Annotated in this window: 13 protein-coding genes and 1 pseudogene; 7 read left to right on the plus strand and 7 right to left on the minus strand. The window is 69.2% G+C overall.

Going from position 1 to position 19766, the window contains the following annotated elements:
- Nucleotides 1-762: 762 nt before the first annotated feature.
- Complete coding sequence (locus tag ACXAHD_RS10885) at nucleotides 763-957, plus strand: metallophosphoesterase (protein ID WP_475050180.1); 195 nt, start codon at nucleotides 763-765, stop codon at nucleotides 955-957.
- A gap of 136 nt (nucleotides 958-1093) precedes the next feature.
- Here the strand turns inward: ACXAHD_RS10885 and ACXAHD_RS10890 are convergent, their stop codons facing one another.
- A complete protein-coding gene (locus ACXAHD_RS10890) occupies nucleotides 1094-5044 on the minus strand; it encodes a thioesterase II family protein (RefSeq protein ID WP_475050182.1) in 3951 nt (1316 codons plus the stop codon).
- Between the two features lie 145 nt (nucleotides 5045-5189).
- On the opposite strand from ACXAHD_RS10890, the gene vioD reads away from it, so the two are divergent.
- The gene (gene vioD / locus ACXAHD_RS10895) at nucleotides 5190-6302 is read left to right on the plus strand and encodes a capreomycidine synthase (RefSeq protein WP_475050185.1); all 1113 of its coding nucleotides are present in this window, start codon (nucleotides 5190-5192) and stop codon (nucleotides 6300-6302) included.
- Nucleotides 6303-6726: 424 nt separating this feature from the next.
- Here vioD and ACXAHD_RS10900 read toward each other — a convergent pair.
- The 3 genes and pseudogenes from ACXAHD_RS10900 to ACXAHD_RS10910 all read right to left on the minus strand — a co-directional run.
- Nucleotides 6727-6963, minus strand: a pseudogene (locus ACXAHD_RS10900) (hypothetical protein); the annotation flags it as partial.
- Nucleotides 6964-6988: 25 nt separating this feature from the next.
- Nucleotides 6989-8197: a cytochrome P450 gene (locus ACXAHD_RS10905; RefSeq protein WP_421367812.1), complete on the minus strand. Its 1209-nt coding sequence runs from the start codon at nucleotides 8195-8197 to the stop codon at nucleotides 6989-6991.
- 5 nt (nucleotides 8198-8202) lie between these two features.
- Nucleotides 8203-9435 (minus strand): condensation domain-containing protein, encoded by a 1233-nt coding sequence (locus tag ACXAHD_RS10910; RefSeq protein WP_475050189.1) that lies wholly within the window; start codon nucleotides 9433-9435, stop codon nucleotides 8203-8205.
- A gap of 174 nt (nucleotides 9436-9609) precedes the next feature.
- Here ACXAHD_RS10910 and ACXAHD_RS10915 point away from each other — a divergent pair, with 174 nt between their 5' ends.
- From ACXAHD_RS10915 to ACXAHD_RS10930, 4 genes are read left to right on the plus strand one after another with little or no spacing between them, the layout of a single operon-like run.
- On the plus strand, nucleotides 9610-10866 hold the full coding sequence (locus ACXAHD_RS10915; RefSeq protein WP_475050192.1) for a cation:proton antiporter domain-containing protein: 1257 nt from the start codon (nucleotides 9610-9612) through the stop codon (nucleotides 10864-10866).
- Entirely contained in the window at nucleotides 10863-11054 is a 192-nt protein-coding gene (locus ACXAHD_RS10920; protein WP_421367806.1) for an MbtH family protein, read from the plus strand. The genes ACXAHD_RS10915 and ACXAHD_RS10920 overlap by 4 nt, the downstream gene beginning before the upstream one ends.
- The gene (locus ACXAHD_RS10925; protein ID WP_475050195.1) at nucleotides 11054-11809 is read left to right on the plus strand and encodes a thioesterase II family protein; all 756 of its coding nucleotides are present in this window, start codon (nucleotides 11054-11056) and stop codon (nucleotides 11807-11809) included. Before ACXAHD_RS10920 ends, ACXAHD_RS10925 begins: the two co-directional genes overlap by 1 nt.
- Before the next feature lie 19 nt (nucleotides 11810-11828).
- Nucleotides 11829-15278 (plus strand): non-ribosomal peptide synthetase, encoded by a 3450-nt coding sequence (locus ACXAHD_RS10930; RefSeq protein ID WP_475050198.1) that lies wholly within the window; start codon nucleotides 11829-11831, stop codon nucleotides 15276-15278.
- Nucleotides 15279-15500: 222 nt separating this feature from the next.
- Here the strand turns inward: ACXAHD_RS10930 and ACXAHD_RS10935 are convergent, their stop codons facing one another.
- Together ACXAHD_RS10935 and ACXAHD_RS10940 are read right to left on the minus strand one after the other, a co-directional pair.
- Nucleotides 15501-16094, minus strand: coding sequence for a thioesterase II family protein (locus tag ACXAHD_RS10935; RefSeq protein WP_475050200.1), 594 nt, complete (start codon nucleotides 16092-16094; stop codon nucleotides 15501-15503).
- A gap of 1 nt (nucleotide 16095) precedes the next feature.
- Nucleotides 16096-17205, minus strand: coding sequence for an aminotransferase class I/II-fold pyridoxal phosphate-dependent enzyme (locus tag ACXAHD_RS10940; RefSeq protein ID WP_421367797.1), 1110 nt, complete (start codon nucleotides 17203-17205; stop codon nucleotides 16096-16098).
- Between the two features lie 228 nt (nucleotides 17206-17433).
- Between ACXAHD_RS10940 and vioC the strand changes: the two genes are divergently transcribed.
- On the plus strand, nucleotides 17434-18462 hold the full coding sequence (gene vioC / locus ACXAHD_RS10945; RefSeq protein ID WP_475050203.1) for an arginine beta-hydroxylase, Fe(II)/alpha-ketoglutarate-dependent: 1029 nt from the start codon (nucleotides 17434-17436) through the stop codon (nucleotides 18460-18462).
- 3 nt (nucleotides 18463-18465) lie between these two features.
- On the opposite strand, the gene ACXAHD_RS10950 is transcribed toward vioC, so the two are convergent.
- Nucleotides 18466-19632, minus strand: a complete 1167-nt coding sequence (locus ACXAHD_RS10950) for an aminotransferase (RefSeq protein WP_475050206.1) — start codon at nucleotides 19630-19632, stop codon at nucleotides 18466-18468.
- Between the last annotated feature and the right edge of the window lie 134 nt (nucleotides 19633-19766).

Here is a 19766-nt window from a genome sequence, read left to right on the forward strand (position 1 = left end):
CGTGCAGTGCGACTCATCGCCTGCGTGAATTCCGCACTACGGCCGGTAGGTTCTGAGGGCCACGCTGGGTCGATCCCATCCGACGGATGGCCCGGGACAACCCCACTGGGGCCACAAGAGAATCCACGGCGAACTGCTCGGACTCCGGCCACCGCGTCGGCCTCGGCGCCATCCGTCGAATCCTGGCCCAAGGTCGCCTCGGCCTCGCACCCCGCGACACCTATTGACGGAGGTTCCTACATACCAGGCCATCGGGCGGCAGGCCGCCGACCTCTTCCACGCGGCGGATTCAACTCGGTCGTTGCAACAGTGGGTGTTCATGCTTATGACGGGCTGATAGTAGCTCGGCGGGGGTGCGGACACCGAGTGTCCTACGGGGCCCGTGCAACTCGGCGGCGACGGCGGCACGACGCTCGGCACACAACGCCCGAGCCAAGGACCGCGGGCCTGACTGGCTCGCGTCGAGGTCCGCTTCTGTACCGGATTCGCCTACGTCGGCAGCAATCTGAACGACGGCGAGCTGATCCCCTCTGCCGCCGCGCTTTATCAGGGTCCTGCACACGCGGTGCATCGCCATATACCTGGCCAGCCGCAGCACCTACCAGGACAGCGTCCTGCCCATTCCTGTCCTTCGGCACCCGAGGACTGCCTGGACTGCGCCTGCTACCTCTACCTCGGAGACCAGCCAGCCTGATCACCCCTCCATGAACTCACGTGGAGCAGCACTAGCATCGGCCGTGCGGAGGTCGACATGGCGAGATCATGATCATTGGTGACGTCGGTGGATGTGCCGAGCGGCTGTCCCAGGCCGTGGCGCCTATGCTGACGGATCCAGACGCCATGGTGATTCACGTCGGCGATTTGATCGATCGCGGGCCGGACAGCCCTGGCGTGCTCGCCTTTGTTCCGTACCAGCTGGAGAAACCGCGGCGGAGACCCAACGTGTCGAATCCGTGACCGCCGAACCGCGCCGGGATCGCCAGCGACTCAGGCTGGCTTCCTTGAGGGCTGCGATGCTCCGGGCGGAAACACCGCGCCTCGGCTACGGCCGCGAGGGCGTCGGCCAGACTCAGCCGGCCGGCGACCGTACCCGTCATCGCCGCGCTTCCGATGTGAGGGCGCTCTCCAGGATCTTGGCGACCATCTCGGGTTGCTGCTGGTGGAAGTAGTGCCCGCCGCCCGGCACGGTGGTCAGCTCGACGCTGCGGCTGAACCGTTCCCACATGCGCCACCGCTGTTCGTAGCGGGGAGTGAGCGGGTCGTCCGTACCGGCGATGAAGGTGATCGGTGCTGCCAGCGGCGGCGTATCCGACTTGCGGGTCCAGCGTGTCGAGAAGTAGCGGCTGGCCTGGGCGACGTCGTGGCGGAAGGCACGCATGACGAACGCCAGCACTTCGTCGTCGACCACGCCCTCGAACCCGCCGATCGAGCGCAGGTAGCGCATCTCGGCGACGTCGGCGCCAGGGCGGTCGTTGCCGGTGAGCCCGACCGTGTTCGCCGAGACCCTCAGCCACCCGCGGCTGACCATGGCGGCGAGGCTACGCTGCACGACCCGGCCGACCGGACCCGGATCGTAGAACGGGAACGACCCGCCGAGCAGTACCCGTTCGACCCGTCGGCCTGCCGCCTCAAGCAGGCGGGCCACCTCGACGGCCAGCGCGACGCCGGCACAGTGCCCGTAGACTGAGGTGGGGCCGGAGGTGCTTCGCAGGACGGCCTCCACCGTCTCCTGCGCCACGTCCTCCAGGGGACGCAGCTCCGGGTGGCCACCGATGTCGTGCCCGGGCAGCGTGACGGCGTGCAGCGCCACCTCCGGCGGCAAGACCTCTGCGAGCGGCCGATAGCTGATCGCGCTGCCACCGCCGAACGGGACGCAGACCAGGGTGTGCCCGGCTAGCGCCGGGCCGGTCAGGCGTAGCAGGATGCCGTCCGGTTCTTGTACAGAGCGCAGGGCCGCGGCCAGCGCCCGCGCGCTGGGGTTGGCGACGAGCAACCCGACCGTCGCCCCCTCGATGCGGCGGATCGCGCGGACGGCGTCGTAGGAGTTCCCGCCCAGGTCGAAGAAGCTCGCGTCGGTATCGACGTCGGTCAGGTTGAGGATCTCGCGGTAGACGGAGAGCACCGCCTCCTCATCGGCGGCGGCCGGCGTGGACGCGGTCTGTGGCGCCCGGACGGGAGACTTGGCGCCGCTCGCTGCGGGGGCCGGCAGGGCGGCCCGATCCAGTTTGCCGTTGTGGGTCAGCGGCATCGCGGGCAGTACGGTGAACGTGGCCGGCAGCATGTAGCGGGGTAGTTCGGTCTGTAGGTGCTCGCGCAGCGCCCGCTGGTCGGGCGCGGTGTCGCTGGCCACCGTAAGGTATGCGGCGAGCTGCAGGGAGTCGTCGCGGCCGCAGGCGACGACCACGGCCTCCCGGACACCGGGGTGACCGGCCAGCACCTGCTCGATCTCGCCCAACTCGATCCGGTAGCCGCGCAGCTTCACTTGGTGGTCGAGTCGGCCGAGGAACTCCAGGGACCCGTCTCGCAGCCGGCGCGCCTTGTCACCGGTGCGATAGAGCCGTCCGCCCGGCCCTGCGAGCGGGTGGGCGACGAACGTCGACGCAGTCAGCCCGGGCCGCGCGAGGTATCCCCGTGCCAGCTGGACACCGCCGAGGTACAGCTCACCCGGTACGCCGACCGGCACCTCCTGTAGCCGTCGGTCCAGTACGTACGCGCCGGTGTTCGCCACCGGAAACCCGATCGGCACTACACTTGGCGGCCCGGGACGGCTGCAGTCCCACCAGGTCACGTCGACGGTCGCCTCGGTCGGGCCGTAGAGGTTGTGTAACCCCACGTCGGGTAGCAGTTCGCGGAACCGCCGAGCCAGAGGGTAGGGCAGCGCCTCGCCGCTGCAGATCACCCGGCGAAGCAGCGGCAGGTCGGCCGCAGCGGGCTCGTCCACGAACAGTTGCAGCATCGACGGCACGAAGTGTGCGGTGGTCACCTTGTGGCGGATGAAGGCCTCGGCCAGGTATTCGGCATCCTGGTGCCCGCCCGGCGCGGCCACTACCATTGTGGCGCCGGTGATGAGCGGCCAGAACAGCTCCCACACCGAAACGTCGAAACCGAACGGTGTCTTCTGCATCACCCGGTCGTCGGCGGCGAGCTCGAACGTCTGTTGCGTCCATAGAAGGCGGTTGACCACCGCCCGATGGGTGATGACGACGCCCTTGGGTCGACCGGTTGATCCGGAGGTGTACATCACGTACGCGGGGTCGGCGCCGCTCACCGCAGGTCTGACCCAGCCCTGCTCTGTGGCCGGGAACCCGTCCGGGATCAGCACGGTCCGGGCACCAGCGGCGCGGGCATGCGCGGCGGACTCGGGCGTCGCGATCACCGCGCGCGCGTCGGCGTCGGCGAGCATGAACGCCAGCCGGGCGGCCGGGAGCGTCGGGTCGAGCGGCAGGTAGGCCGCCCCGGCGAACAGCGCGCCGAGAATGCCGGTCACCATGTGCAGCGACCGCTCGGCACAGATCCCGACGACGTCGCCTGGACCGACCCCGAGCGTGCCGAGCACGGCCGCAGCCTGCCGGGCCCGGTCCAGCAGTTCCCCGTACCGGCAGAACTCATCGTCGGTGACGACGGCGACGGCGTCTGGGGTCATGGCCGCCTGCCGTTCGATTAGCTCGGGTAGTGTCGCGTCCGCGTCCCGATAGTTCACCACCGGGCCCTGTTCGGTGGCCGGCGCCGGTAGCGTGGCGGCGATCTCGGCGACGCGGTCGTGTTCGGCCAGCCCGGCGAGCGCGGCCTGGAAGCAGTCGAGGATCTCGTCGGCCGCGCCGGGTACGAACCGTTCGCGCAGGATGTGGATCCGCAGGGCCAGGTGCGGCTCGGGCGTGACGGTCAGCACGAGCGGCTGGCTCGTCTTCTCGATCGTGTCGACAGGGCGTACCGACAGCAGCTGGCCGAGCTCGTCGGCGCTCACGTCGAGCGAGTAGTTGTCGAAGATGAACAGGCTGTTGAACAACGGCTGGGTGCCGGTCGCGCCGATCCACTGCTTGATCTGGGCGAGCGGACTGTACTCGTAGCGGCGGACGGCGGTGTAGCCCGTTTGGATGTCGTGCAGCCAGGGCCCTACCTCGCCGTCATCGGGCACCGTCACGTGTACCGGCAAGGTGTTGGTGAGCAGACCCATCATTCGGTCGACGCGGGGCACTTCGGGCGGGCGGCCGGCGCTGGTGACGCCGAACATCACCTCGGCCTCGCCGCTGAAGCGTTGCAGGACCAGCGCCCAAGCCGCGTGCAGCACAGTGTTGAGGGTGACTCGGTGCCTCGCGGCTTTGTCTCGTAGCCGCGTCTCGACGCCGCCGGGGAGCCGAACCGTGCGTTCGTCGAGCGTGCCCTCGGCGCCATGCGGGTTGGCGGGCAGCAGCGGCGCCAGTGCGGCGGACCCGGCCCGGCCGGACAGCGTACGGGACCAGAAGTCTTTTGCTGCGTCCAGATCCTGTCGCTGCAACCAGGCGATGTAGTCGCGGTACGGGGGCGCCGGCTCGGGTGGCGGGGTGCCGAAGGCGAGGTTGGCATAGCGGCGCAGTACGTCGTTCAGGAAGATCGGCACTGACCAGCCGTCGAGCAGCAGCAGGTGGTTGGTCCAGATGACACCGTGCCGGCGGTCGTCGAACTTGACCAGGTGCAGCCGCTGGAGCGGGACGACTGCCGGGTCGAACCCGGTGGTCAGATCCTCGGCCCGTAACCGGTCGAAGCGCTCCTGCTGGTCCGGCTCGCCGGACCAGTCGTACCTGGTGATCTGCGACGGCACGTCGCGGTGCACCACCTGGACTGGCTTGTCCAGACCCTCCCAGTGGAACGAGGTCCGCAGGATCGTGTGCGCGCGAGCCGTCTGCTCCCACGCCAGCAGCAACGTGTCGACGTCCAGCGGCCCGTCAACGTAGAAGCTGCGCTGGTTGACATAGACGTCGGTGTCACCGGCGTAGAGCGTGTGGAACAGGATGGCCTGTTGCAGCGGTGACAACTCGTAGATGTCCTCGATGTCGTGGGTGCTCATACTGACTCCCTCGCAGGCGTCCACGAGGCGACGCTACGACGGGTGCGGGCCCCGTGATTGAGCCGTGTTCACGTGACGTCCCGACTTGTCCAACCGATCGGTAGCGTCGCCTGGAGGAAGTCCACGCGGGAAAGGACCATGCGCCATGGATATCGCTGTTGCCCGGCTCGAAGCCTGGATGCGCAGCTACTACCACGAGGTCGATCACGACATCGGCAGCAGCGGAGTACGTGATCTGTCCATGGCCGAGTTGCTCGCCATCGGCGGCGCCGACCTCGCCGATCTGAGTACGATGGTCATCCGGGACAGTGAGAGTTACGGCGGCGGTGGCCTGCGCGCCGCGCTCGCCGACCGCTGGACGGGCGGGGATGTCGACCCGGTGATGGTCACGCACGGCTCCAGCGAGGCGATCTACCTGATGATGCACCTCGCGGTCGAGCCGGGTGACGAGATCATCGTCGTGGACCCGGCGTACCAGCAGTTGCACGACATCGCGAAGTGGCGGGGCTGCCGGATCACGCCGTGGCCGCTGCAGGTGAGCGAGGGATTCCGGGCCGACCTGCCGCTGCTGCGGCAACTGGCGCGCAGCCGGCTGCGGATGATCGTGGTGAACTTCCCGCACAACCCGACCGGCGTCAGCATCACCGCCGCCGAGCAGGAGGAGATCATCGCCATCGCCCGCGAGGCGAATGCGTGGCTGGTGTGGGACAACGCGTTCGGCGAGATGACTTATACCGGCGCGCCGTTGCCGCTGCCGTACGATCGTTACGAGAAGACGATCTGCTTCGGCACACTCTCCAAGAGCTATGGGCTTGCCGGGTTGCGGGTCGGCTGGTGCGTCGCGCCACCGGACCTGCTGGCCCGTGCCGCGATCCTGCGCGACTACATCGCCCTGTACGTGTCGCCGGTGCTGGAGTTCTTCGCCGAGCTGGCGGTGCGCAACGCCGACCAGATCGTCAAGCTGCAGCACGCGCACGCCTCGGCCAACCGCCGACGGCTGCTGCGGTGGGCCGGCACTCTGCCGGACCTGGTCCGGGTGAACCCGCCGGACGGTGGTGTCTCGACGTTCGTGGAGTTCCTTGGCAGGCCGGACGTGACCGGGCTCTGCCACGATCTCGCCCGGCACCACCGGGTGCTCCTGGTGCCGGGCTCCTGCTTCGGTGACGCCTTCGCCGGCTACGCACGGCTGGGCTTCGGCGGGACGACGGCCGAACTGACCGCAGGGCTGTCGGCGGTAGAGGAACTGATCCACCGGTGACCTACGAGTCGCGCGCCCGGAAGTCCCGAGGCGCGACTTGCGTTCAGGGCAGACCCGCCAGGTCGTGGCCGTCGCCGGAGGTCAGCGAGGGACCGGTCGAGCGGGATCACCCGGCGCGGCACTAGATACTCCGGCAGGCTCTTGACGAGGCGCTGGCGTATCCGCCCGACGTCGAGGTGGGTGCCGGTCACGTACGCCGCCGTGCCCTGCCCTGGACCGGTGATGACGACGGCGCCGGTGACGCCCAGCAGGTCCAGCCGAGCGCGAACACTTCCAGTGGGTCGCCGAGCGCGGCGCGCGTACTCGACCTCGCTGTCGGGCCGGTGCCGCGCCGGCCGACCGGTAGGCGGCGAGCTCCTCTCGCCCGGTGCGAACAGGGTCACGGCGCCGCACAGAACGCCGACCGGCACCCACAACGGCGCCGTGCGCGTACGCCCGGGTGGCGCTGTAGCGTGGTCTCGATTTCACCCAGTTCGATGCGCCGCCCGCGGACTTGATCTGGAAATCCCACCGCCCGAGGTAGAGCAGGGTGCCGTCAGCCCGGAACCGGACCAGGTCACCGGTCCGGTACAGGCGCTCGCCCGGCACCAGAGCGAAACGGGTCGGGCAGATAGCGGGAGGCGGTCAGCGAGGGCTTGTTGACGTACCCGAGGCTGAGCCGGTGGGTCATGACCTGATCTCCTGTCTCAGCCGGACGTGCGGCGGCGCTTCACAGTGATAGGCAGGTGCTGGAAGCCGCGCTGGTGTGCCGAGTGGACCCGCTCGGTGCGCGCGATGTCGACCTCGTACGACTCAACCTTCTTGGCGATCTCCTCCAGCACGATCTCCATCTCCACCTTGGCAAGCGCGCCGCCGAGGCAGTGGTGCGGTCCGGCACCGAAGCTGAGCATCTTGCGGGTGTCGCGATCGATGTCGAACGTGTCCGGGTTGTCGAACACCCGGTGATCCCGGTTGGCCGAGGCGTGCAGCACCACGACCCGGCTCCCGGCGGGGATGAGCGTGTCGTGCAGCACGACGTCCTCGGTGGCTGTCCGCGACGTCATCTGGCTGGAGTTGTCGTAGCGCAACGTCTCGTTGATCCAGTCGCCGTACCGGCCGCCCAGCCCGGCCCGCTGCACCTGCGGCATGCGCCACCCGTGGTACCAGGCGCTGCCGATCAGTTTCCCGGTGGATTCGTTGCCACCGCTGACGATGAGGAAGATGAAGGCGATGATCTCCGAGTCGGACAGCTTGACGCCCTTGACGTTCGACTGGCAGAGGATCGACACCAGGTTGTCGCTCGGATGCTTGCGGATGTCGGCGACCAGATGGACATAGTAGGTCGCCAGCCGGAACGCCGCCGCCAGGGTCTCCGGCGACCGCTCATCGGAGTCGCTCTCCCGTTTGGTCAGCAGGTCGGTGTCGAACCGGATCGTGTCCCAGTCCGCCTCGGGAATCCCGAGCATCTCGCAGACGACGTCGTTGGGCACGGCGGCGGCGAAATCGGCGGCGAAGTCGAAGCTGTCCCCCGCCTCCAGTAGCGGATCCAGCCGGCGTCTGGTCAGCTCGCGGATGCGTTTGGCGCGTCTGCCGACGTGCCGCGGCGTGAAATCCTTGGCGGTCAGGCTGCGCAGGGCGCCATGGTCCGGCGGGTCGAGGGCAAGAAAGAACACGTTCTTGTACGCCTGCGGGCCCCACAGCGACGGCTCCAGCGAGATGCCGTTGCGGTTGGTGAATCGGCGCGGGTCGCGTAGCACGGTGGACACGTCTTCGTAGCGGGACACCGCGTAGAAGTTGCGCTCCTGGTTGCGATAGACCGGGGCGTTCTCCCGCATCCAGGCGTAAAAAGGATAGGGATCCTCCTGCACCTCGTACGAGAAGGGGTCGTAGGGCCCGTGAGGGCTTTCGGTACGCATCGTTGTCACTCCAGAAGAGAGGGAACGCGCCCCACCCGGGCGGTGAAGTCCTTGGCGAACCCGGCGATCGTCGCCTCGTCGAACAGCTGGGTAGCGTAGTCGAGCCGGCCGTCCAGCCCGCCGATCGCCCGCTGGACGGGCCGGCAACAGAGGTCAAGCCGCGCCCCCGGCGGGTCGGGGAGCGGGAACCCGGCCGGCTCGGCGATCCCGTGCAGCGCGAACATCGCGTCGAACAACGGATGCCGGGCCGGATCCGGTGCGGTCTGCGAGCCCTCCAACCCCGCCATGACGATGCCGTCGTACGGGACGGTGGCGTGGCCGATCACCGCGAGCACCGCCGCGCCGACCCAGGGGAGCAGCCCTGCGTAATCGGGCACGTCACCGATCCGGGCCCGCGCCACCATACTGGTCAGGGCGGCGACCAGCGTTGCCAGCTCGGGGCGGTTGCATCCGTCGACCGGGACACCGGTGGTCAGATCGGTGCCGTCCACGTGCCGCGACAGCACCACGAGGAACGCGGTGAGCAGCCCCGCCGAGGCGGTGACGCCGTGTGCGGTCACGGCGTCACGCAGCCCGCTTGCCTCGTCCGGGGTGAGCGCGAACCGGACTGTGCCGGCGTGCCAGTCCCGGTCGGCGGAGCGGGACCGGTCGGTGCACAGCTTCGCCGGGTCGAGCCAGTCCAGCGCCTGCCGCCAGAACGCCGGGTGCCGGGTGCCGGCCGGGCCGGCCATCAGATCGCGGTGCCACTGCGCATGGTGGGCGGCGCGCAGCGGCGGATCAGCGACCGTGCGGCCCCGGTAGACGCCTCGCAGCTGCGCGGCGGTCAGGGCGCGGGAGTGTTCGTCGGCGGCGATTTCGTGTACGACCACGAGCAACACGTAGCCGTCGGGGTCGCGGAGGAGCCGGATCCGGACCGGCGTCGCCGAGCCGAGCTCGAACGGCCGCGCCAGCTCGGCCGCGGGGACTGCCGTGGGGACACCGTCTTCGACCGGCGGTGACGTTGCGGCGGGAGGTGCCACCACGGGCGCCAGCCGTCCGGACGCATCGGGCATGTAGCGGGTGCACAGCGTCTGGTCGCCGGTCCGGCCGAGGATCTCGACACGGCCATCCGAATGCCGTCGCGCGAGGTCTCCGGTGCAGGACCAACGGGTGCCGCCCGGCGGACCGGGCAGCGCTGGCACCGGATTCTGCTGGTCGCCCACGAGCGGCACATGGTCACTGGTCGGCGTGAATGTCATGCCGTTCCCTTCGCATCCGGGTGCCCGCCCCAGTTAACGGCATGCGCTACCAGGACGTCCGTCGCTGGTTCCGGTGACTGCACCCGCGAACGCGCGCGCCCATAGCGTTTCCGGCAGCGGGCGGTGTCGCCCTGGCGGGGTCCTGCTCGAATGCGGGGTGGAAGGAAGTACACGGTGAAGGTCGACGAGGTGGCTTTCCTGCTGCTGGGTCTGGCCGTGATCGTCGTCGTGGCGCGGCTACTCGGGACGCTGGCCCAGAAACTCGGCCAACCCCGGGTGATCGGCGAGATCCTCGGTGGCGTCATGCTCGGCCCCACGCTGTTCGGTGGTGAGCTGACTCGGACGGTTTTTCCCGCTGACGTACGCCCGGCACTGAGCCTGATCGCCACCGTCGGGGTGGCCGTCTTCATGTTCCTCGTCGGCCTGCATCTCGACGACGCTCTACCCAGAGGCGCCGGCAGGGTCGCCGCCACGGTGTCGGTGAGCTCGGTGATCCTGCCGTTCGGCCTCGGCGCGCTGCTGGCGTTGCACCTGCTGTCGCGGCACCCCAGCGACAACCGGCTTGCCTTCGTCCTGTTCCTCGGCACGGCTATGGCGGTCACCGCGTTCCCGGTGCTGGCCCGGATCCTCGCCGACAAGGGCCTGATCGACACTCCCATCGGTGGGGTCGCCCTAGCCTGCGCGGCCGTCGACGACGTGCTCGCCTGGTCCATGCTGGCGGTGGTCGCCGCGGTGGCCGGCGACGGCGGCGACCTTTGGCGGGTGCTGCTCGTGGTGCCGTTCGCGATTCTGCTGCTGCGGTTCCTGCGGCCGTTGCTCGCCCGTCTCGCTGCCCAGCGCTCCGGGGACAGCAGGCTCGCGGTGATCGGCGTAGGCCTTGCGGTGGCCGTGGGGCTCTTCCTCTCGGCCCAGGCGACCGAGTGGATGGGGCTGCACCAGATATTCGGCGCGTTCTTGTTCGGTGTCACCATGCCGCGCCAGGGTGCGGTGTCGCTGCGCCGAATCGCGCTGCCCTGGATCGATCGTGCCTCCGCATGGGTGCTGCTGCCGGTCTTCTTCTCGGCCGCCGGCATGAAGGTCGACCTTTCGCGTACGGACGGCACCGGGCTCGGTGAACTCGCACTGATCCTGCTCGTGGCGATCGGCGGCAAGTTCGGTGGAGCGTTCCTCGGCGCCCGGGCCACCGGGATCCAGCCGCGCCACGCCACGTTGCTGGCGATCCTGCTTAACACCCGCGGGCTCACCGAGCTCATCGCCCTGACCATCGGGCTGCAACTCGGCGTGCTCGACCAGTCCCTGTACTCGCTGATGGTCGTCATGACGCTCGTCACGACAGCCATGACCGGCCCGCTGTTGCGCTACGTCTACCCACCTGAGCGGGTCCGCCGAGACACCGCGGCGCACAACCTGGAGAAGGAGTCAGCGTCATGAACCCTTTCGACGACCCGGACGGACGGTTCCTCGTTCTCGCCAACGATGAGGAACAGCATTCGCTGTGGCCCAGCCACCTCGCGGTCCCGGCCGGCTGGCGGATCGTGCACCCCGAGGACGACCGACAGACCTGTCTGGACTTCGTGGAGCAGAACTGGACCGACCTGCGCCCGCTCAGCACCCGCTGATGGTCGGGACACGATGGCTCAAGCCGGCCGGCCGGCGGGAGCCTGCGGACATCCGGCTCTTCTGCTTCCACCACGCCGGCGGCACCGCCGCGACGTACCGGGACTGGCCCCGGTTGATGCCCACTACAATTGAACCGGTCGCCGTGCAGCTCCCGGGACGGGCCGACCGCTTCCGGGAACCGCCGCTCGATCGGATGCCGGTGTTACTCGACCAACTCGTCGACGTGCTGCGGCCGCTGCTCGGCGAGCCGTACGCGTTGTACGGCCTGAGCATGGGTGCCCGGGTGGCGTGGGCGCTTACCCACCGCCTGCGCGAGGAAGGGCTGCCGCTGCCGGCACGGCTCTTTCTGGCCAACGTCGCCGCACCGAGGCACCGGGAAGGCCGGGCCGTCTGGTCCGACGATGACGTGATCGCCTATCTGCGTCACATGGGTGGCACGCCGGCGGAGATCTTCGCGGAGCCGGCGCTGCTCGCGGGTCTGCTGCCCACGGTGCGCGCCGACCTGATTCTGGTCGACTCGTACCACGCCAGCCCGGCGACGCCGCTGCCGACCCCAATCAATGCGTTCGCCGGCATCGACGACGCCGAGGGCCCGCCCGACCGGATGCGCGAGTGGAAGGCCGAGACCACCGGCGGTTTCACGCTGGACCTGGTCAGCGGCGGGCACCTGTTCGACTCGGCCGGTACCCAGCAGGTGATCCGGGCCGTCGCCGACGAGTTGCGACGCGCGACGACCCGGGCCGACTACCCATAGAGACGGGCGGGAGCCTTTCATGACCAACGTGCAGAGTCGGATCGCGGCGCTTTCACCACAACAGCGGGCACTGCTGGAATCGCGGGTGGCGGCGCTGGCGTCAGCGGCCGGGCCGGACGACGCCGACACCATCCGGCCCCGAGACCGCGACAAACCAACCCCGCTGTCGTTCGCGCAGCAGCGCGAGTGGGCGCTGGAGCGGTTCCGTCCGTCCAACAACATCAGCGGTGCGCTCCGGATCGAGGGCGATACCGCGGAGGACGCCGACCTGGACCTGCTCGGCCGGATCCTCACCGAGATCATGGCGCGGCACGAAGCGCTGCGCACGACGGTCGAGATGATCGACCGTACTCCGTACTCGGTGGTCCATCCGGTCACCCCGATCAAGATCCCGGTCGTCGACATCACCCACCTCGGCCCGGAGGCGCAGCGGCTGGAGGTGCGCCGGCTGTACGACGTCGAGGTAGCCAGCCCGTTCGCGCCGGACGAGCCGCAGCGTATGCGGTGCACGGCGGTAAAGCTCGCAGAGAACGTCTATGTGGCGCTGATCAGCACCCATCACAGCTCCTCCGACGGCTGGTCGATGGCGATCGTGTTCAAGGAGGTGGCGCTGCTGTATCCGGCGCTGCGGGCGGGCCGCGAGCCGGACCTGCCGACGCCGCCTGCGCAGTATGGTGACTTCGCGGTCTGGCAGCGCGAACACTTCGGTGAGGAGGCGATGGCGAACGAACTCGCGTACTGGAAGAAGGCTCTCGAGGGTATTCCGCCGCGGCTGGCGTTGCCGACCGACCGGCCGTACCCCGCCCGTCGGACGTTCGCCGGCCATCACCACACCACGGCACTCGACCTAGAAACGACCGCGGCGCTGGAGCGGCTCGCCGGGCCCGAGGGCGTATCGATCTCGATGGTGCTCCTGGCCGCTTGCTCGGTCGTGCTGCACCGCTACACCCAGCAGGACGACCTCGTCTTCGGCGCGGCCATCACCGGCCGGGTCCGGTCCGAGACCGAGGAGATCATCGGCTGCTTCGCGAACGCGTTGCCGCTGCGGATCAGGGTGACGCGGGACGACACCCTGCTCGACGTGCTGCGCCGCGCCCGGCAGGTCGTCGCGTCCGCCTTCGACCACCAGAACCTTCCGTTCGACCGGCTGATCGAGGAGTTGGCGCCGAAGGAGGCTGCGCAGACCCCGCTCATCCAGATGATGATCAATGTATTGAGCGCGCCCGGCTCGGTACTTCGGGTGATCGGCGACGTCTGGGAGGCGCCCGGCGTGCGGGTCAGCCCGGAGGTGATGGATCCAGGACCGATTCCGATCGACCTCATCCTGGCGGTGCAGGCCACCGGCGGGAAGATCTATCTCCAGTGGCACTACTCCACGGAGCTGTTCGACCACGAGACGATCGTCGGGCTCGCCGGCCAGGTCGAACGGGTCCTCGATCGGTTGGTCACCCGGCCGGATGTGCGGGTCGGTGACGCCGACCTGATTCAGGTCACGGAGCCGGCCCTCCCCGCGCCGGTGACCGCGAATCAGGGGCCGGGCTTCCTCGAGCTGTTCGAGGCCCAGGTCGCCCTAGCCCCGGACGCGCCCGCGGTCGTCTGCGACCGCGAGCAGGTCACCTTCGCCGAGCTCGACCAGCAGGCTGAGCGGCTGGCACGTCACCTGCGTGGGCTCGGCGTGGGCCCGGAGACGGTGGTGGGTGTCCTGGTCGACCGCGCGCCCCGGCTGGCGGTGGCGGTGCTGGGCGTACTCAAGGCGGGCGGTGCGTTCCTCACCCTCGACGTGCAGCTGCCGGCCGCCCGGATCACGTACATGCTTACCGACGCCGGCGCACCGGTGGTGGTGACCACCGCCGAACACGCGTCACTAGCGACCGGATCGGCGGCGCGAACCGTGCTGATCGAGGAGCTGCCGGACGATGCCGGCGGCGCGACCCCACCGGCGCCGGCACCCGAATCGGCTGCGTACGTGGTCTACACCTCCGGCTCGACGGGGCAGCCCAAGGGCGTGGTCATCGAGCACCGCTCGCTCGTGGCGTTCGCCCGGGACACCGCCGCCCGGCTCCAGCTCGGCGCCGGCGACCGGTTCCTGCAGTTCGCCTCGCCCGGGTTCGACGTCCTCATCGAGGAACTCTTCCCGATCTGGCTGGCCGGCGGTGCGGTCGTCATTCCGCCCGCCGACCAGACCGGGCCGGGCATCGACCTGGCGGCTGTGTTGGAGCGGGGACGGGTCAGCGTGATGGAGCTGCCTGCGGCGTTCTGGCACGAGTGGGTCCGGGAGCTGAACGGCACCGGTGCCGAACTGCCCGCCTCGCTGCGGCTGGTGATCGTCGGTTCCGAACGGGTGCTGCCCGAGCGGCTGGCGATGTGGCAACGGCTCGGCGTGCCGCTGATGCACGTGTACGGCATCACCGAGACCACGGTGAGCTCGACGTTCTTCCGGCTTCCCGCCAAGGCGTCCGAGGCGGACCTGCAGTTCCTGCCGATCGGTACCGCCCTGCCCTTCGCTGATCTGCGGATCCTGGACGCCGAGCTGCGGCCGGTGCCGGTCGGCGCGGTCGGCGAGCTGTACATCGGTGGAATGAGCGTGGGCCGCGGCTACCTGGGCCGGCCGGGGCTGACCGCGGAACGGTTCATCGCCGATCCGGACCCGGCTCACCCGGGCGGCCGCCTGTATCGCAGCGGCGACCTGGTACGGCAGCGCATGGACGGGAACCTGGAGTTCCGGTCCCGGGTGGACACCCAAATCAAGATTCGTGGACTGCGGGTCGAGCCCACCGAGATCGAGTCGGCAATGTGCCGACACCCACAGGTCGCCCAAGCCGTGGCGACCGTGCACGAGCGGGCGGCGGACGACCGGCGGCTGGTCGGCTACGTGGTGGCACAGGGCCGGATCCGGCTAAGCATCGCGGATCTGCGCCGATTCCTCGGACGGGAACTGCCGCCGTACCTAGTGCCGTCGGTGTTCGTCCAGCTCGAACAGATCCCGGTGACCACCAACGGGAAGATCGACCATGACCGGCTGCCGCCGCCCGGCGACGAGCGCCCAGAGATGGTCGAGGAACTAGTGCTGCCGGAGACGCCGCTGGAACAACAGTTGGCGGACATCGTCGCGGACGTCCTAGGGGTCACCGTGGTCGGGCGCAACGACAACTTTTTCGAGCTGGGTGGCGACTCGATCCTCGCGATCCAGGTCGTCGCCCGAGCACAGGAGGCCGGGGTAGAACTGTCGCCGCTCGACCTGTTCGAGCAACCGACCGTGGCGCAGCTGGCCGAGATCGCGTCCGTCGCGGCACCCGCCCCGGAGTCGGCTGCGGCGGCCGAACCGGAACCGGAACCGGCGGCGGCCGCGCCCGAACCGGCCGAAGGGCTGGCGCCGTCCGGGTCGGACTTTCCGCTCGCCCGAGGCGTGGACCAGTCCCAGCTCGACGCGCTGATCAGCCGGATCAGCGGCGGCAAGCCGGCAGGCTGAGCGGCGAGGCCATCGCGCACACGCGGTGAAGCCCTGAGACGATCGTTCCAGGCTTCACCGCGCGTGCGCAGCGTCGGTCGGTGAGGTCGTCGGCGATCGTGCGGATCACTTGGCGGACACCGGCGGAGTCAAACAGGATGCCCACCGGGCACGAGGCCGAGGGTGAACGCGGCCGAGGCCTCGTTGCCCGACCCGCGCAGGCATTCCGCGGTGGACGCTGTGTCAGCGGGCGTCGCGAATGCACGGATCGGCACGTCGAGCGGGACTGCTGGACGGACAGCGCGCTCGGCTGATTCCAGCAGGCTCTAGCAGCGTCAGATCGGCGCGCAGGGTGGGCAGCAGGACGCCAGACGTCTCCGGGTCGTCGAGCGCCTCGGACGGCGTGCTACCCAGTTCGTGCAGGAAACATGCGAGCTGGGCATCGGCTTTGCGAGGGTTCCAGCTGCCGCGTCCCGAGCGCGGGGCGGGGTCGCTGGCCAGGTAAAGGGTCCGGGGCAGTGCTCGTGCCCGTAGAGCGTGACTGAGCGTCCAGGTGACCTGGGCGCACATGCTGGTGCCGTACAGCGCGAATGGCTGCTCCAGCACGCGCCTCAGCACCTCGATCAGCGATTCCATGCGGTCGTACGCGGGCCCGCCGAACCGGTCCGCTCGCCCGGGCAGCTGGACCGCTGCCCGGCGTGACGGCGCCAGGTGGCGGCCGTGGCCGGGAACGGGAGAGTGCTGCGGCTCCGCCGGCGTGATGCAGGCAAAACAGCTCGATCCGGGACGACGCGGTGTGGACCAACCGCTCCAACCACCGCGACGTTCGACGAGCACGTCAGAGCATGGTGAGGGCGGATAGTTCCCGGTACGACTGCGCCAGCGTGCGAGCGGCCTTATCGACCGAGGCAGCAGGGCGGGCCAGGGACACCCGGATGAAGCGCAGCCCGCCGGCCGGGTCCGCCCAGTGAAACGGGCCGCAGGGCAGCACGTGCACGCCGCGGGTCACCAAGTCCTTGTAGAGCAGAGCGGAGTCCGGGCCGCTGGCGGGCAGCGCGATACGGGCCACGCTGATCTGCGAGTCCGGGTCGGCCAGAGTGAGGCCCAGTTCGTCGACCGCGTCCCGGACCAACGCCCGGTTGCGGGACACGAGGTCCCGAGCCCGCTCGTATCCGCCGTTGACCCAGTCTGCGGCGAGCGCGGTCACCATCAACAGCACCACCGGTGACGCGGACAGCAATGACTCGGAGAACGCCCGCTCGATCGGCAGCTCGTTGCGTTCGCTGTAAGCCAGCATGCCGATCTTCAGCTCGTGCGTCGGCCACAGCTTGCCGGTGTCCTCCAGGACGATCCAGTCGGTGCCGGCCGCGTCCAGGACGGCGTAGGTGTCGTACTGGGCGTCGCGTACCTGGCCGCGGAAGCTCGCATCCACGATCGCAATCTGCCCGTTGCGGGCGGCGTGTTCGGCGAGCGATCGCAGATGTTCCTCAGGGGTAACCAGCCCGGTCGGATTGTTGGGGTGGGTCAGCATGATCGCGCGGACCGGCGGGCCGGGCCACTCCTTGTTGAGCAACTCGGCCTCGGACAGCGGTTGCAGTGAGAGGCCGCGGGTCGTAAAGAGGTCGGCGATGTTGTCGAACGTGGGGTGCAGTACCGCGATCCGGGCGCCGGCGGGCAGGGCACGGGCCACGATGTCGGTGGCCAGCGTCGACGAGTAGCAGCTCAGGATGCGCCCGGTGCCGATCGGTGCGCTGCGCTGCCCGATCGCGTGCAGGAACGCGGTGTGCGCCTCCCGCTCGATCTCGGGGAACGGGCGCCGCGACGCCTCGGCGAACATCTCGGGAATCCGATTGACGATGGCCTTCTGCTCCGGCGACAACAGCAGCCGGGCGTGGCCGTCGGTGAGGTTGATGCCGCCGTCGATGTCGGTGAGCGCATCGACTTCCATCGCGGTCAGGTTAGCCATGTGGGGCATTCGTCAAGTCCTCTGCATGTCCTTCTGACGTCGCCGCACGCGGGAACGACGGCGCGGATCGGCACCAGTAGGTGGGTCTTCATGAAAGGTAAGCGCTCCGGCGGCCGGGCGACCGTCCCGTGTAACGGGGACCAGTGCATACCGGCCGGCTGTTCCTAGACTGCCGATTTGACGGCTGCTGAGTGCAGGAGGGAGACGCGCGTGCACACTCTCGCGCTGACGCGGCAGGAGAACGCCGAGTTCGCGCCGATGCTGGCCGAACTCGTCGCGGCATACGACACCATCGAAGACCCCGAGTTGATCCGGCGGGCGCCGGTGCTCGCCCTGCAGCTGCCGGCTCGGCTGCTGACCTTCCTCGAGGAGTACCGGCTCGGTGAGCCGTCGGCTGTCTGCCTCATTTCCGGTCTCGATGTCGATGAAAAAGCGCTGGGGCCGACGCCGGAGCACTGGCGTGACAGCCAGCACGGCTCCCGGGCGTTTCCGTTGGAGATCTTCTTTCTGCTCTGTGGGTCCCGCCTCGGTGACGTGTTCGGCTGGGCGACCCAGCAGGACGGGCGGATCATGCACGACGTGCTCCCGATCAAGGGGCACGAGAACTACGAGATCGGCTCCAACAGTCTGCAGCATCTCTCCTGGCACACGGAGGACGCGTTCCACCCGTGCCGGGGTGACTACGTGGCGCTGATGTGCCTGAAGAACCCGGATGATGTGGAGACGGTGATCTGCGACGCCGGGGACCTCGACTGGTCAATGCTGGACACCGAGGCGCTGTTCGAGGCGGAGTTCACCCAGATGCCGGACAACTCGCACCGTCCGGAGAACACCGCCGTGTCCACCGGTGACCCGGTTATCGATCGGCTGCGGAAACGCAGCTTCGCGCTCATCCAATCGTGGAACGACGATCCGGTGAAGCGCCCGGTGCTCTTCGGCGATCGGCACGACCCGTACATGGCGCTCGATCCGTACCACATGAAGACCGAGGGCTGGTCCGGCCGGTCGGCGAAGGCGTTCGACGGGCTGTGCGAGCAGATCGAGGCGCACATGCGGGGCGTGGCCCTGCGCCCAGGCGACCTCGTCTTCGTCGACAACTTCCGGGCGGTGCACGGGCGCAAGTCGTTCCGCGCCCGCTACGACGGCACCGACCGGTGGCTCAAGCGGCTGAACATCACCCGCAACCTGCGGGGCTCGCGCGCGTGGCGTCCAGCCCCGGACAACCGAATCATCTATTGAGCGTCACGGGCTGAGCTTCCCGAACTCGGCGAGCCGCCCGGCAAATTCCACGGTCGCGCTGCGGTCGGCGTTGCTGACGCTGACCCGCAGCATGCCCCGGTCGTCCGGCAGGAACGCGGTACCCGGTATCACCAGGGTGTCATACTCCACGATGAGTTCGCGTACCACCTCGGCGGTGGTGCGTCCGGTGAACGGGTGGCGCACCCAACCGAAGAAGCCGCCGGCGGAGAGCAGTTCGAACCCGCCCGGCCGGTTCGCCATCGCCTCGGCAAACCATTCCTGTCTGCGGCGCACCTCGGCTGCTCGTTGCCGTCGCCACGGGCCTGCGGTGACGAGGCCGGTCAGCACCGCCTCCTGCCCGATCCGCGGCGCGCAGATCGCCACGCAGTCGAGCAGTTTGGTGATCTGCGCGCCGAGCGCCGGTGACGCGACCACGGCGCCGACGCGGTAGCCGGGGACCGCGAGATCCTTGGAGAAGCTGTGCAGGCTTACCAACGTCCGGTCCCACGCCGGGTCGACGAACAGGTGGTGGGCCGGTTCGGTGGTGCCACGGAACGACCGGTAGGTCTCGTCGAGGACGAGAGCGACGTCGTGCCGTGCTGCCACTGCAGCGATCGCGGCGATCCGTTCGGGAGGCATGGTGATTCCGGTGGGATTGCCAGGCGAAACGACGACGATCGCCCGGGTCCGCGGGGTGATCAGCGCCTCGGCGGCCTCCGGCGTCGGCATCAGATCCGGTCCCGGTTCGAGGTAGACCGGCGCGATGCCCTGTGTGCGTAGCCACATATCGTGGTTGAAGTAGTACGGCAGGGTCAGGACGATCTCGTCGCCGGGCCCGGCGAGCGCCGACGTCGCGAGGCAGAAGGCCTGGTTACAGCCGGCCGTCACGAACACCTGCGTGGGGCTTACCCGGCCCCGGTACGCGTCGGAGACCTCCCTGGCGAATGCCTCGCGCAGACGGGGTAGTCCGGCGATTTCGGTGTACTCTGCGCCGCGGGCGTCGCGGGCCACCGAAGCGAGCCGTTCGGCGACGATCGGCGGCGGCGGGTACTGCGGGGCGGCCTGGGCCAGGTCGAGCAGATCGCGTTTGCCGATCCGCTGGTCGAGCGCCTCGTACGCCGACCCGATCGGCGAGTCCACGGTGTCGGCCACTCGGGTATTGAACCGCATGGGCATGCTCCTTTCGCGGGCGGTGCGTCGAGCTTGCTGTGCCGTTGTGGGCGCAACCATCCCTGCTTCATGTGACACCAAGAACGTCCTGCTCAGACGGTAATTTCGAGGCGAAGCCGAGGGCGATCTGGAGC

It is taken from the genome of Micromonospora sp. ABR4_055 (genome assembly GCF_056160425.1).

Coding starts and splice junctions, on each gene's coding strand:
- ACXAHD_RS10885 (WP_475050180.1), top strand. CDS start 763: ATGATCATTGGTGACGTCGGTGGATGTGCCGAGCGGCTGTCCCAGGCC.
- ACXAHD_RS10890 (WP_475050182.1), bottom strand. CDS start 5,044: ATGAGCACCCACGACATCGAGGACATCTACGAGTTGTCACCGCTGCAA.
- vioD (WP_475050185.1), top strand. CDS start 5,190: ATGGATATCGCTGTTGCCCGGCTCGAAGCCTGGATGCGCAGCTACTAC.
- ACXAHD_RS10905 (WP_421367812.1), bottom strand. CDS start 8,197: ATGCGTACCGAAAGCCCTCACGGGCCCTACGACCCCTTCTCGTACGAG.
- ACXAHD_RS10910 (WP_475050189.1), bottom strand. CDS start 9,435: ATGACATTCACGCCGACCAGTGACCATGTGCCGCTCGTGGGCGACCAG.
- ACXAHD_RS10920 (WP_421367806.1), top strand. CDS start 10,863: ATGAACCCTTTCGACGACCCGGACGGACGGTTCCTCGTTCTCGCCAAC.
- ACXAHD_RS10925 (WP_475050195.1), top strand. CDS start 11,054: ATGGTCGGGACACGATGGCTCAAGCCGGCCGGCCGGCGGGAGCCTGCG.
- ACXAHD_RS10930 (WP_475050198.1), top strand. CDS start 11,829: ATGACCAACGTGCAGAGTCGGATCGCGGCGCTTTCACCACAACAGCGG.
- ACXAHD_RS10940 (WP_421367797.1), bottom strand. CDS start 17,205: ATGGAAGTCGATGCGCTCACCGACATCGACGGCGGCATCAACCTCACC.
- ACXAHD_RS10950 (WP_475050206.1), bottom strand. CDS start 19,632: ATGCGGTTCAATACCCGAGTGGCCGACACCGTGGACTCGCCGATCGGG.